This window comes from Paenibacillus sp. sgz302191, assembly GCF_057749925.1.
Window position 1 is genome coordinate 116,882 of record NZ_JBYLHY010000027.1, and the last position, 17,916, is coordinate 134,797.

General features: G+C 56.3%; 6 protein-coding genes. All 6 read right to left on the minus strand.

What is annotated here, in order from left to right; translation table 11 throughout:
* Positions 1–2: 2 nt before the first annotated feature.
* A complete protein-coding gene (locus AC3G2T_RS29720; RefSeq protein WP_488437807.1) occupies positions 3–638 on the minus strand; it encodes a stage V sporulation protein AA in 636 nt (211 codons plus the stop codon).
* Positions 639–807: 169 nt separating this feature from the next.
* On the minus strand, positions 808–1,323 hold the full coding sequence (def, locus tag AC3G2T_RS29725) for a peptide deformylase (RefSeq protein WP_488437808.1): 516 nt from the start codon (positions 1,321–1,323) through the stop codon (positions 808–810).
* Complete coding sequence (locus AC3G2T_RS29730; RefSeq protein ID WP_474681476.1) at positions 1,320–1,586, minus strand: helix-turn-helix domain-containing protein; 267 nt, start codon at positions 1,584–1,586, stop codon at positions 1,320–1,322. Before AC3G2T_RS29730 ends, def begins: the two co-directional genes overlap by 4 nt.
* Before the next feature lie 180 nt (positions 1,587–1,766).
* Complete coding sequence (locus tag AC3G2T_RS29735; RefSeq protein ID WP_488437809.1) at positions 1,767–3,680, minus strand: serine hydrolase domain-containing protein; 1,914 nt, start codon at positions 3,678–3,680, stop codon at positions 1,767–1,769.
* Between the two features lie 731 nt (positions 3,681–4,411).
* On the minus strand, positions 4,412–15,340 hold the full coding sequence (locus tag AC3G2T_RS29740; protein ID WP_488437810.1) for an amino acid adenylation domain-containing protein: 10,929 nt from the start codon (positions 15,338–15,340) through the stop codon (positions 4,412–4,414).
* 150 nt (positions 15,341–15,490) lie between these two features.
* On the minus strand, positions 15,491–17,916 hold a 2,426-nt coding region (locus AC3G2T_RS29745; protein ID WP_488437811.1), incomplete at its 5' end, for a condensation domain-containing protein.

Here is a 17,916-nt window from a genome sequence, read left to right on the forward strand (position 1 = left end):
GATCACTTGGCGTCATTCCTTTCGTGTATTTTGCAGTACTCCTCCGTGATGACGTAATGGTTCACATTTTCCTGGTACATGAACATTTCGACCTCAAGCGGGCTCGGCTCTTCATTGAATTTTTTCTTGAACAAATGGTTAAAAAAAATGACCATCCCCACGCCGATGCCGAGCGAATAAGGAATTTGCAGCATAAGCGGATGTTCCACCGTTTTGCCGGTCATCAGCCGATAAATTCTCTGGTGCACTTCGAGCATGCTGACGTCGGCATGAAAGTTCATAATCGCGAGGCCCGAGCCGATAAACAACAGCAGCCAGACGATGCCGATCAGCAGCGGATTGGGACGCTTGTCGTCGGTGCAAATCTCCAAAAGAACGTGCGGCTCTCCGAAATGCTCGATCTGCAGCTCCGGGAAGCGCTCCTTGATCGCGCGGACGATCTGCATCATGTCGATCAGAACGCGATTGCCGTCTTCATGCCGCGATGTATAAATGACGATTCGGCTGAGCCGGTCTTCATATTCGGGTTCGACGATCATTTGAGCAATATCGCCCAACTGTACGCTGTTTCCTTTGCGGACCCGTGCTCTCCGGCGCAGCCGGATGTAAAGGTACGGTGAGACTGCAGGCCGGTCCATATGCTCACTCCTTTTACCATCCATGTATAGGAGTAGTATGCAAATTGTTGATTGGCAATAATCGCTTCAAAAGATGGTAAATGCTCCTACTACGGTGTTCGTGCATAATATGAAAAACCGCTGAATCGCCGCAGGGTTATCCCTGCGGGTTCAGCGGTTTTTTTATTTGCTATTGCGGCCGTGACAGGCGAATGACGTCAAGCAGCCGGACTTTATGCTGCGTATGCTCATGAACGAGAAACGGATCGCGGACGTGGTCGACGAAAAGCACACCGTTCAGGTGATCGATTTCATGCTGCATGCACCTGGCGAGAAATCCCTCCCCTTCCAGCGTGACCGATTCCCCCTGCCGGTTAAGCGTGCTCACCTTCACATACCTGGCCCGCTTCACGCTGCCCGTATAATTCGGAAATGACAGGCAGGCCTCGGTCCCGAATTGTTCGCCGCCCGACTCGACAATTTCCGGGTTGATCAGCTCGATCAGCCCGCTGCCGCAATCCATGACGACCACTCTGCGGAGAATGCCGATCTGGGGAGCGGCAAGGCCTGCACGCCCGTCGGCGGCGTACAATGTATCCGCCAAATCTTCAAGCAGCTTGATGATTTTGCCGTTGATTTCGGTGACCGGCTTGGCGGTTTTGCGGAGAATCGGATCGCCGAACGGAACGATCGTTCTTTGCGTCATGGCGCGGCGGCCTCGCTTTCTCGCCCTGTTTGTTTGAGCGGATCGGGCGTAAATACCCACAAGTCGTTCGGCGTACAAGCGAGCGCAGTGCACAGCGCGTCCAACGTTTCCGCTTTCACCTGACGCGGCTGTTCGTTCATCAGCGCGCTGATCGAAGGCGCGGACAGCGTATAGCCGGCCTTTTCCTTAAGCAAGCGGGCCAGCGCCGCGCCGGTCCATACGCCTCTTTCGGCCATTATTTTCCGCAGCATCCAGACGATCATTTGACCACCTCCATATTAGGCAACAACTAAATTTATTAGGTATTACCTAATATAACCCATATACCGGAAAAAATCCACCGTTTTTGGGATAAGTTCGATGTCGACTGTGAAATTTACGAAAATCCCGTCACCGGCGGGCTGGGCATCGCCTACCTCCATGCGAAATGACCATGGCACAACCTATGAATAATGGATGGAAAGCATATTCCAATAAAACAAGTATCCGGTAATGAGCAAAGTAGCGATTGAAAACGCGGCCTTTGCCGTTGAGACGCGATTGGCCGTTCTTTTCGCCGCAATGGCTTGGAACAGGGTGAAGACGGCGATGACGGCGGCAAGCAGCGGCAGCGAGCTCGCTCCCCAATGGTACCAGAGCGGATAACCGTATGTGACTTGGCTGTTTCCGTACGAAAGCTGGACCAAAAAGAAAATGGTATTAAGCAGTGCAACTGCGGCGATGCTTCCCGAAATGGGGCCGGACGTTTTTTTGACCAGACGGACGGACATTCGGATCAGCCAAACTGCACAAATGACGACATAAAATATTGCGATTGCGATATAAACACCAAGCAGCATCCCTGTTTTCTCCAGAAACGAAACTTTTGGCACGGTCACAGTGCCCGAATTCGTCAGTTCCCAGTTTCCGTTCAGCTTTTGGAACGAGATGTGTTCCGTCCCTCCTCCCGTTTCCTGAAAATAACCGTCGCCAAGGTGTTGAAATGTTTTCAACTGCCGCGCTTCGCGGTCCGGAAAAATTCCGCTTACTTGAAGCTTATCCGCATCAAGCGCTGTTACTTTGTAACTGAACCCTCCAAAAAACCGCAGCCATTTCCCCCAGCCTTGCTCCGGGTTGATTCCGGTTTGATAAACTCCCGCAAGCCCGGCGATGTCCCAATCTTTCGATCCGGCCAAATTTTGCTCCTGCCGCTTATCCGATCCCTGCGGAGTTTTCAGCAAACCGCTAATCGCGTCCACCAGGCGGTTATGAAGCTCCAAGCCCGAATCCGCCCCGTTAACAGCCACAAAAATAGCGAGCCGTTCCGAGGGAAACAGCGCCATTTTCGCAATGAAGCTATCTATTTCGCCGGTCGCCCACAGCATGGGGATTCCGTTCTTCGATTCTCCTCTGAAAAAACTGTAGCCCAACCCGTCCATTCGCGGATTAGCGGTAAACTGCCTGTCGTGCATGTTGCTGACAGTTTCTTTGGACAATACTGAGCGCCCATTATATTGGCCATCGTTCAAATGTGTGATCAGGTAATGCGCGAAATCATTGGGAGTCATGCTTAGCGCGCCAGCTCCGGGCAGGCTGATGTACGAATAGGGGACAACGGTGAAGCCTTTTTTGCCATACGAATAAGAAACAGCCAATTGAGCGTTGCTCCTATCCAGCTCCAAACCGGCGCTCGGCATTTCCATCGGCTGAAATACGTGCTGCTTTAAATAAGCGTCCAACTTTTCTCCCGTTGTTTGCTCAATCAGATTGCCGACCAACCCGAAGCCGACGTTGCTGTACTCATACATCGTCCCCGGGGCGCGGACAGGCGGCTGCTGCCGAAAGAAATCGCGGAGAAACGCCTCCTCGGCGACCTGATCGATATCGCTGCTGCGATCCACGGCATATACGGCCTGATCCAGACCGGCGGTGTGCGTCAACAAATGATGAAGCGTGATCGGCTCACCCTTGAATTGCGTCGTTTGAAATGTTTTCAAATAAGTGTTAACGTCCTTATTCAAATCCAGCTTCTGCTGTTCCACCAACTGCATCGCAGCGGTAGCGGTAATCGATTTGGCTAACGAGCCGAGCCGGATAACGGACTTGGCGGGATCCATAGCTATTTTCTTTTCCAGATTTGCATAACCGTAGCCGCTGCTGAAAAGAACGGAATCTCCCTGCGTAATCACGACGGCTGCGCCCGGAAGATGAAGCCGTTCCAGTTCGCCGCTCATCGCATTATCGACTGCCGTTTTCACGTCTTGCTGCGTTAACTCCGATTGAGCGCTTGCCTTTGCCTGAGCCGCGGGCTGGCCCCATACCAGAATTTCGCAGACAATCGCTATCAGACGAAGAATATTGCTGTAGCTGGTCGTCATCTCTCTCCACCTTTCTGCTTCGCTACAAGCAAGAATACACCTAATTATACCTTTTTCGCCAATCGTTAGCACTTTCATCCGAAAAGCGGATGCCCGCCAAGACATCACTGGCACCGCGCACCGGGAAACAGCGCATCCGCTTGGCGCCGCGAGCACATCCGCTTGGCGCCAAGCGTGCGATTGACCGCCAGCCGTCATTCAGCGCAGCATCGCGTGCTGGGAGCTGCGCGCGGTGGGGGCTGTGCGCGACGTGCTGATGCGGAAAGCCTGCAAAAGTGCAGGTTTTTGCTCGCGGATAGGCTTGCAGCGAAAAATTCCTGCAAATGTGCAGGTTTTTCCGCTCGTACGCACGATTCGGCCCCATTTTATCGGGAATTCCTGCACAATCGCAGGTTTTTCCTCCAAATGAACCCCTGACGCAGAAAAAGCCTGCACTTTCGCAGGTTTTTCGCCAAAACGAGCCGCTTTACGAAGGGCTGCGGCCAAGACTAGAGTTCCTGTTAGCCCCCCTTCGGGCGCCGCTAGCAGATTGTCGCGGCTCCCGCAAAAGCGGTGTGCGTGACCCTGACAATCGCAGGCTTCGCAGCAGCGGTGTGCGTGACCCTGACAATCGCGGCTCTCGCAGGCGAACGACTGCCGTGCCCGGGCGGCCGCAAGAAATAAGGGGCAGCCTCGCTCGCGGTTGCCCCAAAGCTTTGAAAGGGCATCCGGAGCGGATGCCCTTTCTTTTTTTAATGAACGCCGCCAGGTATTTGGGCGATTTCGTTTAAGATCTGCCGGATTTTGACGGCATTGTCCTCCACATTGCCCGCTTCAAGAAGTTCATCGTGCAAACCGGTGAGCTGTCCGGCGGTGTAACCGCCGTTCGTCGATTGCCGCCACGATCTTGCCGGGTCGGCGGCTTCTTTCATCGACGCTGTCTGCGGCGACAAAAGCGTATGAATATTCGCCCGCACAACGCCCGTGTTGACGATTGTGCTGCCGTACATTGCGTAGGCATATACTTTTTGCCTGTATTTGCCCTTCAGCGCTTCCTTGTACGCAGCCGGCGCTTGTTCCAGCGCGCGGTCGACCTGCTCGATCATTTTCTCGCGGCTTAATGAACCTGATTCCATACTTCGCAAAGAGTCGACCATAATGATGTCGGAAACCACGAACCCTTTGGCTTCCATCGCCTTCGCCAGTTCGAACGCCAGATTGCCGCCCATGGAATAGCCAAGCAGCACATAAGGGGATTCGTTTTGAATGCTTCCGATCAGCTGCATGTATGGTTCAAGCAAATCATGCTGCGCCCGGTTGTCATCGATGAAATCGAGCCCGTACACGACAGCGTGCCCGTTCAGCTGTTTGGCCAGCTCGGCGAAGCCCATTCCGTATCCAAGCATGGGCGGGAAGCAGAACAAGTTGATATGCCCCTTGTCGTTCAGCTTGGTTGCATACTGCTGCAAAGACTGCCCGGCATCAGGCGCCGCCAGCTTCAGCGCCAAACCTTCAATCGTCGGCGAATCAAACACGGCGCGCGGAGGGAGCTCTTGGCCGAGCTGCTTGTCGATTTTGCCGACGAGCTCAAGCACTTTGAGCGAATGTCCGCCGAGGTCAAAGAAATTGTCCTGGACGCCGATTCCCGTCAGGCCGAGCACATCCTCCCAAATCCGGGCAAGCTGCTGCTCCGTGTCATTACGCGGAGCTGCGAAGCTTTCTCCGGCAATGCCGCTTCCGTCCGGCTCGGGCAGCGCCTTGCGGTCCAGCGTACCATCCGGCGTCAGCGGCAGCCGCTCGAGATGCATGATCCGTGCCGGCACCATATGCGCAGGCAGCGTTTGCCGCAGGCGCGCCAGCAGCGCTTCCGGATCGACAGACTCTTCTCCGGCCGTATACCCGCACAAATACGTCTGCTCCCGCTCGTCTTTTCGATCGGTAACGATCGCTTGACGAACGCCTTCAAACTGCAGCATCGCCGACACAATCTCGCCGAGCTCGACCCGTAAGCCGCGAATTTTTACCTGGCAGTCGATCCGGCCGATAAAATCAACGTTGCCGTTCTCCGTCCAGCGTACCCAATCTCCGGTGCGGTAAAGCCGCTCTCCGGGAACGAACGGATTGGGGATGAATTTCTCGGCGCTGAGCTCGGGCCGGTTCAGATAGCCCCGCGCCACGCCCGCTCCGCCTATGCATAGCTCGCCGGCCACTCCCACCGGAACAAGCTTCAACTGGGCGTCGAGAATATAGAAGCTGGCGTTCATACGCGGTTTGCCGATCGGCGCATGGCCGGCCGGAGGCAGCAGCGGCAGCGGCTCGTCGTAAAAGCTCGAATCGATCGCCGCTTCGGTGACCCCGTAGCTGTTAACGATCCGCATGTGCGAGCCGAAGCGTTCCAGCAATCGCCGATAGTCGGTTACACTAATGCTGTCGGAGCCGGAAATAAGCAGCCGGAGCGAGCTGATATCCAGATTTTCAGCGTACAGGTAGTCCATCAGCGGAAGAATGAGCGCCGGCGTCGATTCGAGCACCGTAATCTCATAATCCCGGATCCACCGGTACAATTGAGCGGGATCGATCCGGTCTTCGGCCGGGCAGACGACCATCGTTCCGCCGTTCATAAACGTCCGGACGATGTCGAGAACGAACACGTCGAACGAAAAGTTGGCGAGCTGCAGCAATCGGACATCGAACTCGTTCAACCGATATTCCCTGCGATTGGCCAGTGCCGTGTTCATCAGGCTGACATGCTCCACCATGACGCCTTTGGGAAAGTCTGTCATCCCCGAGGTGTAGATCACGCAGGCCAAATCGTGCGGCTCGTTGACATACGGCTCGGATGCCGGGAACCCTTCGTAAAGCGAATCGTCATCGAGATGGAACGCCGCCTCGAGCTCGCTTTCCGCATGAAAAGTGTCGGCGGCAAGCTGCTTCAGGCCGCTTTGCGTCAAGAGCACCTTGGCGCCGCTGTCCTTCAGCATATATTGGATGCGTTCGGCGGGATAATCCGGATCGATCGGCACATAAGCGCCCCCCGCTTTCCACACGGCAAGCACGCCGATGACCAATTCCACGCCGCGGTCCGCAAGGATGCAAACGATAGATTCGCGGCCGACGCCTTGCTCCCGCAGCAGGCTCGCCAGGCGGCCCGCTTTTTCGTTCAGCTCGCGGTAAGTGACGGTGTGCTGTTTGAATACAACCGCCGACTTTTCCGGCGTTCGCAGAACCTGCTCCTCGAATATCGAATGGAAGGCATACTCCGGTGCTGGCTCCCGATTCACGCTGCCAAAAGATTCCAGAAGGAGCCGTTTCTCGTCTTGGGCAACCACGTCCAGATCGCCTACACGTACATGCGGGTTAGCGACAATCTGCTCAAGCATGTGTATAAAATGTCCGCGAATTTTCTCCATGTCCGCTTCTTTGAACGAGCCCGTATCGTACTCGAAGCTGAACAACATCGTATCGCCCGGAAATACGCACAAACTGAATTCATAATTCGTCTGTTCCAACATCTCCACATTGGAAATGCGGAAATGTTCCCGGCGTTCGGCGTCGACCTTGCCAACCTGCTGATCGACGGGGTAATTTTCGAAGATGACAAGATGGTTGACCACATCATGCCGCGTGTCTGCCAGCGCTTGCGCTTCAAACAGCGGGAACGTATCGTGAGGCCGCGAGGCAACCGATTGAGCCTGCGTTCTACGCATAACCTGGGCAAAGGTTTCGGCCTCCGAGCAGCGGATGCGCACCGGAATCGCATTAATGAAAAGCCCGACCATCGTTTCGATCCCCGGAATGTGCGACGGCCTGCCCGATACGATGCTTCCGAACACGGCGTCCCCGGAATTGTTGTACCTGTGCAGCAGGATACCCCATGCGGTCTGGATCAACGTGTTGATCGTAACTTGATTTTCCTTCGCGGTCCGGTTCAGCAGCTCTGTCAGCTCCGCGCTTATTTCTCTGTTCATCCTCTTGGTGATTCCGGTGGAACCGGCCTGTTTTTGTGAAGGCAGGCGGGTTTCCTGCTCATAGCCGTCCAGATACTGTTTCCAATACCAGGCCGATTCCTCCCGGTTCTGGTCCTCCAGCCATTCGATATAAGCACTGTACGGAGGTGGCGGCGCAAGTTCGATTTCCTTATTTTCAAGCAACCCGAAATAATGCTCGAACACTTCTTCGTTCAGCAGCGACAGGCACCAGCCGTCTATGAGGATGTGATGGAAGCTCCAAATGAAGCGGTACACATCGTCGCCAAGCTGCAGGACGGATACCCGGAAAAGAGGGTCGCGGCTCAGATCGAAGCCTCTAACCCGATCTTCATTTTTGAACGCATCCGCAGCGCCCGCCAGTTCCGGCTCGGGCAATCCGCGCAGGTCTTCATAGTAAAACCCCGGACTCCGCTCTTTAAACACCACCTGCACCGGCTTATCGTTCATATCATAGTAAAAATTGGTGCGCAATATGGCGTGCCGCTGCACAAGCCGGTGCAAGGCTTCCCGGAAAGCCGATACCGCCAGACTGCCCTCAAGGTCGTAACTGACCTGCTCAAAATAGGCCGAAGACTGCGGAACGAGCCGGCTGTGGAACAACATGCCCTGCTGCATCGGCGTAAGCGCATAGGCATTTTCCAGCTCGCCGATCGGCGCTGTTTGCTCAAGCAGCCGCTGCAGACCCTCAATCGTCATTCCTTTGAGCGAGAGGTCGCTTGGCGTTAACTCAGGCCGCTCTTTTTGCGAGCAGTGGTCGATAATCGAGCGCAGACTTGACGTCAGCAGCTCGGCCAGGCGTTCCATCGTTTCCCGCCGGTACTCTTTGCCGCTGTAGTTGATAGTAAGTCCCAACTGGCCTGCAGATATGAGGCCGTTGATATCCAGCGAATAGGCGCGCTTCGTCTTCTCGCTGATCGGCATGCCGGAGGAGTAAGCGGACGGCTGAATCGCGTTCCTTTGCAAATCCTGATCGAACTGGCCGAGATAGTTGAAGCTGATTTGCGGCGACAGCTCGTACACGGCCCGATCGGTGTCCGGGTCCAAATATTTGACAATGCCGCAGCCGATCCCTTTGTTCGGTATTTTGCGCAGGCTCTCCTTGACGGATTTGATCAGATAGGAAATGTCCGTATCCGCATGCGCGTCCAGAACAGCCGGGTACTGGCTCGTAAACCAACCGACGGTGCGGGTGACATCGAGATTAGGCACAATCGGTTCTCTGCCATGCCCTTCCAGGTTTACCAGGATGCGATCGGTTCCGCTCCAGGAATGGATGGCCGACGCCAATGCCGCCAACAGCAGATCGTTGACTTCCGTACGATAGGCGCGGTGCGCCACTTTAAGCAGCAGCTCCGTTTCCTGCTCCGTCCAATGAGCCGTTACCGAGTCGCTGTCCATAATCCGCGAATCGCCGGACTCGCCGTCCTTCGGCAGAGCCGGGAAATCCAGCGCGGCAATCTGCGCCCAATAGGCCCGCTCCTTCTCCAGCGCAGGACTTGCGGCATATTGCGCCAGCGCCTCCGACCACGTTTGGAACGAGTCGGTTTTGAGCGGCAGCTGAATCGCCATCCCTTTCAGCGCCTGCTCATAGGCGGAGAAAATGTCTTCAAACAGGATGCGCCAGGACACTCCGTCGACGACTGCATGGTGAATCGCAATTAGCAGATGTTCCCCGTCCGGACAGCGGAACAGCCCCAGCTTCATCAACGGGCCGGCCCCAAGATCGATGCTCTTTTGCAGCTCGCCGGCTTTGGCCTCGACAGCTTCGCCGCAATCGGCCTCCGCGCGGAAATCGAAAACGTCGAGGCTGTACAGCTCGCCCTCGCCTTCCGCGGCGCGGTTCCAGGCCGCAAATCCGTCCGCTTCATGCCGGATTACCATCCGCAAGGCGTCATGATGCCCGGCGATTGCGCGCAAAGCCAGATGCAGCGCATCCGTATCGAAGCCCTCTTCTTTAAACAGCATGACCGACTGGTTAAAGTAATGGGGCTCATCCTGCCCTTGTTCGAAGAACCAGCGCAGCACCGGCGTAAGCCCAACCTCTCCGGTTACCTCTCCCTGATCGGCTATCCTTGAAGCGGGCTGCAAGCAAGATCCCAATCCGGCTATGTTCGGATGCTCGAACAAATCCTTCATGTCAAGCTTGTAGCCGGCCTGCAGCAATCTGGAGGACACCTGAATGGATTTGATGGAATCGCCGCCAAGATCGAAGAAATTGTCATAAATGCCGACCTGCCTAACCCCGAGAACGGCTTGCCATACGGCTGCCAGGGCATGCTCTTCCTTGGTGCGGGGCGCAGCGTACTCGGAACCTGTTTGCAGTTGATCCGTCGGCGCAGGCAGCGCTCTGCGGTCGACTTTGCCGTTAACCGTAAGCGGCAGTTCCTCCAATTGGACAAAATAGGCAGGAATCATGTAAGCGGGAAGCTCCTGCGACAGCTTGCCGCGGAGCTCGCTTCCCGCATACTCCCTTTCGGCGGTGTAGTATGCGACAAGGTGCTTCTGGCCATTGTCGTCCTCTCTGACGATAATGACGGCTTCCTTGACCCCGTCCGCCTTCAGCAGCTGCGCTTCCACCTCACCCAGCTCGATCCGGTAGCCGCGGATTTTCACCTGATCGTCCATGCGGCCCAAATATTCGATGTTGCCGTCCGGCAGCCATCTGGCTAGGTCACCGGAACGGTAAACCCGCTCTCCCGCTGCGAAGGGGCTGTCCATGAATTTCGCCGCCGTCACATCCGGCCGGTTCAAATAGCCTTGAGCTACGCCGTCCCCGGCGATTAGCAGTTCTCCGGCTACGCCGATCGGCTGCAGCCTGTCTCCCGCATCGACGATATACATCTTCGTATTGCTGAGCGGACGGCCGATCGGCAGGTTTGTGGCAAGCTCGTCAATCGAATCGACCTGATAATACGTCGCAAATACCGTTGTTTCCGTCGGTCCGTAGCCGTTGATCAGCCTGCCGGGTCCCAGGGCGCGAAACGCTTTTCTTACATGCGATACGGAAGCCCGTTCCCCGCCGAACATAATTTTGCGCAGCGAGACGAGAGCGCCGATATTTTCATCGACCAGCACATTAAATAAAGAGGTTGTGATGAACATGACCGAAATGCGTTCTTTTTCGATCAGCCGGGAAAGCTTCTCCATCTCCAAAAAGCTGTTCTTGGAAACGAGCACAAGCTTCGAACCGTTCAGCAGCGCTCCGTAAATATCGAAGGTCGAACCGTCGAACGAGTAGCTGGAAAGCTGCAGCACAATATCTTGCTCGTTAAATTCGATATAGTTCGTGTTAACCACCGTTCTGACGATATTGCGGTGCGTCGTCAAATTGCCCTTGGGCTTGCCCGTCGTGCCGGACGTATAGATGACATAGGCCAGATCGTCGGCGCCCGCCCCGCCGTCCAGGTTCGAACCGTCCGCATCGAGGGATGACGGGTCATCCAACATGACGAGCTTGCCGTCAAACGCCGCGCGCTCCGCCAACCGCTGCTGAGTCACCAGCAGCTTGGCCCCAGAATCTTCCATCAGGAACCGGATGCGTTCCTCCGGATACTCGGGATCGATCGGAATGTACACCGCGCCGGCTTTGAGAATCCCGAAAATGCCCGCGATCATATCGAAGGAGCGGTCGGCCATCAGACCGACAAAATGCCCCGTTTCCACGCCTGCCGCCCGCAGCGTCCGCGCCAGACGGTTTGCCCGCTCGTTCAGCTCGCGATACGTGAGGCTTTCCCCCTCGTAGACAAGAGCGACGCTGTCCGGCCTGCGCGCAGCCTGCTCCTCGAACAGCGCGTGAAGCGTCTTGTCTCTCGGGTATTCGGTTGCCGTATCGTTGAATTGACGGTAAATTAGCGTTTTTTCCGCTTCCGTGGCAATGTCCAGTTCCGCCAGCTTCACTTGCGGGTTGTCCGCGATACCTTGAACGAGCTGCGTAAAATGCGCCGCCATTCGTTCCACGGTCTCCCGCCGGAACAAAGCGGTCGCGAATTCAAAGCTGCAAGCCAGCGACTCGCCCCGCTCGGAGACGAACAGCGTCAGGTCGAACTTGGACACGGTATGTTCCTTCGGATAGGCGCTGACCCGGAGCCCTTCGACTTCCGCTTCCACCGCTTCCTCATGCTGCAAAACAAAAGCCGTATCGAACAGCGGATTGCGGCTTATATCCCGCTTCAATTCGAGCCTCGCGATCAAGTCATCCAGCGGATATGCCTGATTGTCGAAAGCTTGCAGAGCGTGTTCCTTGACTTCCCGCACATAACCGGCGAACGTTTTGCCGGCTGCCGGATAATTGCGGATCGGCAGCGTATTGACGAACATGCCGATCAACGGCTCCAAATCGGGATGCTGCCTGCCGGCGACAGGAGTTCCGACGATGATGTCTTCCTGTCCGGTATATTTGTGCAGCAAAGCCGTGTAAGCGGCGAGAAGAACCATAAATAGCGTAGAGCCCGTCTGGGCGGCGACTCCCTTTAACGCATCGCTCGAAGTTTTGTCCAAAGCAAATTCATAGGTGTTTCCAAGGAAGCTTTTTACCGCAGGTCTGGGGAAATCCGATGGCACATCAAGCACAGGCAATTCGCCGGAAAAAGCTTGCAGCCACTGCGTCTCTTGCGCTTTATACGGCTCGGTTTGGATCTGGTGGAGCTGCCATGCGGCGTAATCTTTGTACTGAATACGCAGCGGAGCCGGCTCCGCCTCTTGATATAACACGATAAACTCGCGAATGAGCACGTTCATGGACGCCCCGTCCGACACGATATGGTGCATGTCGAACAGCAAAATGTGGCGCTGCTCGCTCACGGCAATGAGTCCGACGCGCATAAGCGGAGCTTGCCGAAGATCGAACGGCCGCACGAATGCCTGCACCAGCGCCGGAGATTCCGCTTCGCCCGCTTGCATATATTCGACGGCAAAAGAAACTTCCGGATGGATGCGCTGCACCGGTTCGCCGTCCAAAGATTCGAAGCTCGTACGCAGCGTTTCGTGACGCGCGATCAGCTTGCGGAAAGCTTCCTCCAGCCGTTCCCGCTGCAGCTTCCCGTCCAGGATGATCGCGCCGGGCATGTTGTAGCTGAGATCGGCACCGGACAATTGGCTGACCGCGTACATCCGCTTTTGGGCGGATGAGACGGGATACGTATCGCTTGCGTCTGCGACAGGAATCGCTTCGTGCCGGACATATTCCCGTTCCTCAATCAAAAGAGCCAATTGCTCGATAGTCGGACGCTGAAAAACGTCGCGCAGTTGGATGCTGCGGTTCATCTCTTTATGAACGGCGGATACGAGCGTAGTCGCCCGCAAGGAATGCCCGCCGATTTCAAAAAAATTGTCCGTGACCCCGACCTTCGGTAATCCGAGAATGTCTTTCCAGATCGTTTCCAGCTGCATTTCCGCCGGTGTCCGGGGAGCCACGTAGTTCTCCCCTGCCGACAGGGCGGATTCCGGTTCGGGCAGCGCCCGCCGGTCGACTTTGCCGTTCGGGTTCAAAGGAATGGCATCGACTTGAACGAAATAGGTCGGCACCATGTAGCCCGGCAGCTCCTGCAGCAGAGCGTTTCTCAACTCCTCAGCGGACAGTGCCGCATGAGCCGTAAAATAGGCGCACAAATATTTTTGGGCCTGTTCGTCCTCGCGGACGATAACTACGGCATCCTGAACTTTTTCCGCCTTTAACAGCTCGGCTTCGATTTCGGCAAGCTCGATCCGGTAGCCCCTGATTTTCACCTGCTCGTCCATTCTGCCTTTATACTCCAGCGTGCCGTCGGCGCGCCAGCGAGCCAAATCTCCGGTTCTGTAGCAGCGCTGTCCGGGGATGAAAGGATGCTCGATAAACTTCTCCGCCGTAAGCTCCGGGCGGTTCAAATAGCCTCTGGCTACGCCGTCTCCGCCGACGAGCAGTTCGCCCCAAGCTCCGATCGGTACGAGCTTCTGATATCGGTCCACGACATAAGCGGTGGAATGCGCGATCGGCTGCCCGATCGGTACGGCTTCCGACTGTTCGCTTTCGATCGAGTATGTGGTCGAGAACGTCGTATTTTCTGTCGGTCCATACCCGTTCACGATGCGGAGCGACGGATGCTCGAGCATCACCCGGTTAATATGAGGCACGGACAGCACGTCCCCTCCGACGATCAGCGTGCTTACGCCTGCGAACATTCCGCTTTCCTGCTGCGAGATTTGGTTAAATAGCGGGGACGTCAGCCACATCGTTGTGATGCCGTATGTTTGAATCGCCTGCTTCAGCTTCGTACCGTTCAATATGGTGTCCGACGACGCCAAATACAGCCGCCCGCCGTTCAGCAGCGCACCCCAGATTTCAAACGTCGTAGCGTCGAAAACGACCGCGCCCGTTTGCAAAATCCGCGTGTGCTCGTCGAGCTGCGCATAGTTCGTATTTTTGACCAACCGAACGACGTTGCGGTGCTCGACCATAACGCCTTTCGGTTTGCCTGTCGATCCCGAAGTATAGATGACGTAAGCGAGGCTTTGCGGATCGCCGGCTGCCCCAAGGCCGGAATCATCACCGGAACCCCCTTCCAAATCATGGGAATCATGAAGAGAAATCGTCGTGCCGGCGAATATCGACGCTTGCCCGCGGTGCCTTTCCTGTACGAGCAAATGAGCGGCGCCCGAATCCTCAAGCAAATAGCGGATCCGCTCTTCCGGGTATTCCGGATCAATCGGCACATAAGCGCCGCCGGTTTTTAACACGGCGATTATGCCGACGATCATGTCGATCGAACGTTCCGCCATAATGCCGACAAACGCTTCCTGCCGCACGCCTGCCGCCGCCAAGCGGGCTGCCAGCCGGTTCGCCCGCTCGTTCAGCTCCCGATAAGTCAACTGCTCCTCGTCGAAAATAACCGCCGGATAATCCGGGGTGCGCGCCGCCTGCTCTTCGAACAAGCCGTGAATCGTGTGATCTCGGGGATAATCCAGCCATGCGGGATTAAAACCCGTCAGCAGTTGCTCTTTTTCCTCATCCGTCAGAAATTCGGCTTGCGCCAGCGGAAGCTCCGGCTGAAACAAGACGACGGATAAAAGCTGCTGCAAATGCGCGCTCAACCGCGCGATGCTGTCTTCGTCGTAACGACCCGCATCGTACTCGATAGCCAGCGTGACGGAGCCCCCGGCCATATCGAAGTGAAAAGCAAGTTCATGCGCGATTTGCTCCGCATATCTGACGGAGTGCAGCTGGCGCATCGTCACAAGTGTATGTATCAAGGGAATGCCGTCCGCAAGACGGGGAATGTCCATTTGCTCCGTATAATTCCAAAAGGGGAGCTGCTGATGCTCGAAAGCTTCAGTGGCTGCCGTTTTGACGCTTTGCAGCAGCGAGCGGTAGCTCATGTTCGGTTCGATCCGGTTTTTGATCAGCAGCAGCGGATTGATTCCCGAGCCCGACGATTCGATAGTCGGGACCCCTATGGTCAGCGTGTCTTCGTTCGTATAGGTATACAACAAAGCTTCAACGCCGGCCAGCAGCAGCATAAAAGCGGTTAACGGGGCTCCGCCGGAAATCCCGGCGATTCGTTCGGACAAATTCGCGGGGAATTGGGCGGTCTTCGTCAGCAGCTTGCGATCGCCGTACTTCGTCCGGGCCGCGCTCGTATAGGAAAGGCAAACAATCCGATCGTCACTGTCAAACTTGCTCTGCCAATAGGTTTGATCGTTCTCAAAAACCGATTGCACTTGCTTCACTCCCATTCATGTTCAAGTTCATGGATTGCCGCATTGCTTTTGAAGACGGAGCCGGTAGTAGACCGCCCTTTGCCGGGGGTGCCGCCGGGCCGGCAAGCCTGCAGCGGCAGCGCACCCGTCAGAGGCGGACACGGGCTCTCATCAAAATGCAAAATCGATGGAATTTTGTAAAAGCGCACGGTTGTCCGGGCTGGCGCCATGGCTCAAATCGCGGATGATCCGCGACGGATCGTCGGCGATTTCGGCAAGCAGCGCAAGGAAATCGTCCCGTAAATTTTCAACTGCATATTTGCCGAAAAGCTTTGTGCAATATTCAAGCGAACCTCGAAGCTCTTCCTCATCCCAGCTCATCGACAAGGTCAAATCGAATTTGGCGACGCTATGCTCCTGTTCGTAAGCGCGGAAAGCAAGGGATTCGATCGAAGCGTCCGCCCGTTCGGTATTTTCCATGACGAACACGGTATCGAACAACGGATTCCGGCTCGGATCGCGCTCGATCGGAAGCCGGTCCAGCAGCTCTTCAAGCGGATAGCCCTGGTTATCGAAAGCTTGCAGCGTCCGTTCCTTCACTTCCAGCAGGAAATCGATAAACCGCTTATCTCCGCCCGGGAAATTGCGCAGCGCCAGCGTATTGACGAACATGCCGACGATCGGATCGAGATCCGCATGCGAACGCCCTGCGACCGGAGTTCCGACGATGACATCCGCCTGTCCCCCGTATTTGGCGAGCAGAACGTTGAAGGCCGAAAGAAACAGCATGAAAGGCGTGCTTCCCGAATCGGCGGCCAACTTCCGCAGCTGCTCAGCCAGTTCCGGTTCGACCGTAAACTGCAGCAGCGCGCCTTCGAAGCTGCGGATTTGCGGTCTCGCATAGGCGATCGGCAAGTTCAGAACCGGCAGTTGTCCGGTAAATTGGTTCAGCCAATAAGCTTCCTGCTTCAAATAGCTTTCGGACGCAGCGGCCTTCTGCTGCCAAACGGCGAAATCTTTATATTGAATGTCCAGTTCCGGCAGCTCAAGCCCTGCATACGACTGCGCAATCTCGCGGACGATAATTTCGGATGAAGCGCCGTCGGAAATAATATGATGCATGTCGACCATCAAAATGTGGCGCTCTGGCCCAAGCTCGATAAGGCCGGCGCGGAACAGCGGCGCTTCCCGCAAATCAAAGGGACGCACGAACGACTGAATGTATATTTCCGCCGCGTCCGGAGCCGCTTGAATAAACTCCAGCGTGAAATCGGCTTCCGGTTGAATCCGCTGCGAAATTTCTCCGTTCACGGTTTCAAAGCTTGTCCGCAGCGATTCATGACGCCCGATCAGACTGCGGAACGAGTTTTCCAGCCGTTCGCGGTCCAACGGTCCCTCCACGCTTAGGACGGTCGGCATATTATAGCTGACCTCTCCGCCTTCGACATGACTCAGTATATACAGCCGCTTCTGGGCGGAGGATACCGGGTAATAAGGCATCTTCTCGGCCTGAGGTATGCGGAAATACTCACTTTTTTCCATATTCTCCAAATGGCGGGCCAACTTCTCGATCGTCGGCGCCTGGAAAATGTCCTTGAGCGGAACTTGAATGTTCATTTCTTTATACATTCGGGTCGCCAAAGCCGTAGCCCGCAGGGAATGGCCGCCGATCTCGAAAAAGTTGTCGGTGATGCCGACTTTCGGCAGACGGAGCACTTCCTGCCACAAGCGCGCCAGTTGGATCTCCGTCAGCGTTCGCGGAGCCACATAGACGGCTTCCGCCTGTACGCTCGCTTCCGGTGCCGGCAGCGCCTTGCGGTCGATTTTGCCGTTCGGGCTGAGCGGCATCCGCTCCAGCTGGATCAAATAAGTCGGCACCATGTAGGCCGGCAGCGTCTCCGCCAGCCTGCTGCGCAGCTCGCTGGCCGGCAGCTCCGTCTCCGCCACATAGTACGCACACAGCAGCTTTTGGCCGCTCTCGTCCGCGAGGGCGACGACGACCGCTTCATTCACGCGCTCCACGTTCAGCAGCTGCGACTCCACTTCGCCCAGCTCGATCCGGTAGCCGCGGATTTTCACCTGGTGGTCGATCCGGCCCAGGTATTCGATGTTGCCGTCCGGCAGCCAGCGCGCCAAGTCCCCGGTCCGGTACATCCGGCCCCCGTCCGCGAACGGATCGGCCACGAACTTCTCCGCCGTCAGCTCCGCGCGGTTCAGGTAGCCCCGCGCCACGCCGACGCCGCCGATGCACAGCTCCCCGGCCACGCCCACAGGCTGCAATTGCAGCGTGCCTTCTTTCACGATGTACAGCCGCGTATTGTGGATCGGCTTGCCGATCGGGATGACCGGATAATGCACATCCGGCTCGCAGTCGAAGTACGACACGTCCACCGTCGCTTCCGTCGGCCCGTACAGGTTGATCAGCCGCGCGCGGTTTACCCACGCTACCGCCTGCTGGAACCGGGCCACATGCTGCGGCGGCAAAGCTTCGCCGCTGGCGAATACTTGGCGCAGCGTTCCCAACTGCCCGGCCAGCTTCGCTCCCGGCTGCTGCTCCGCGTAATCGAGGAACGCGTGCAGCATCGCCGGCACGAAGT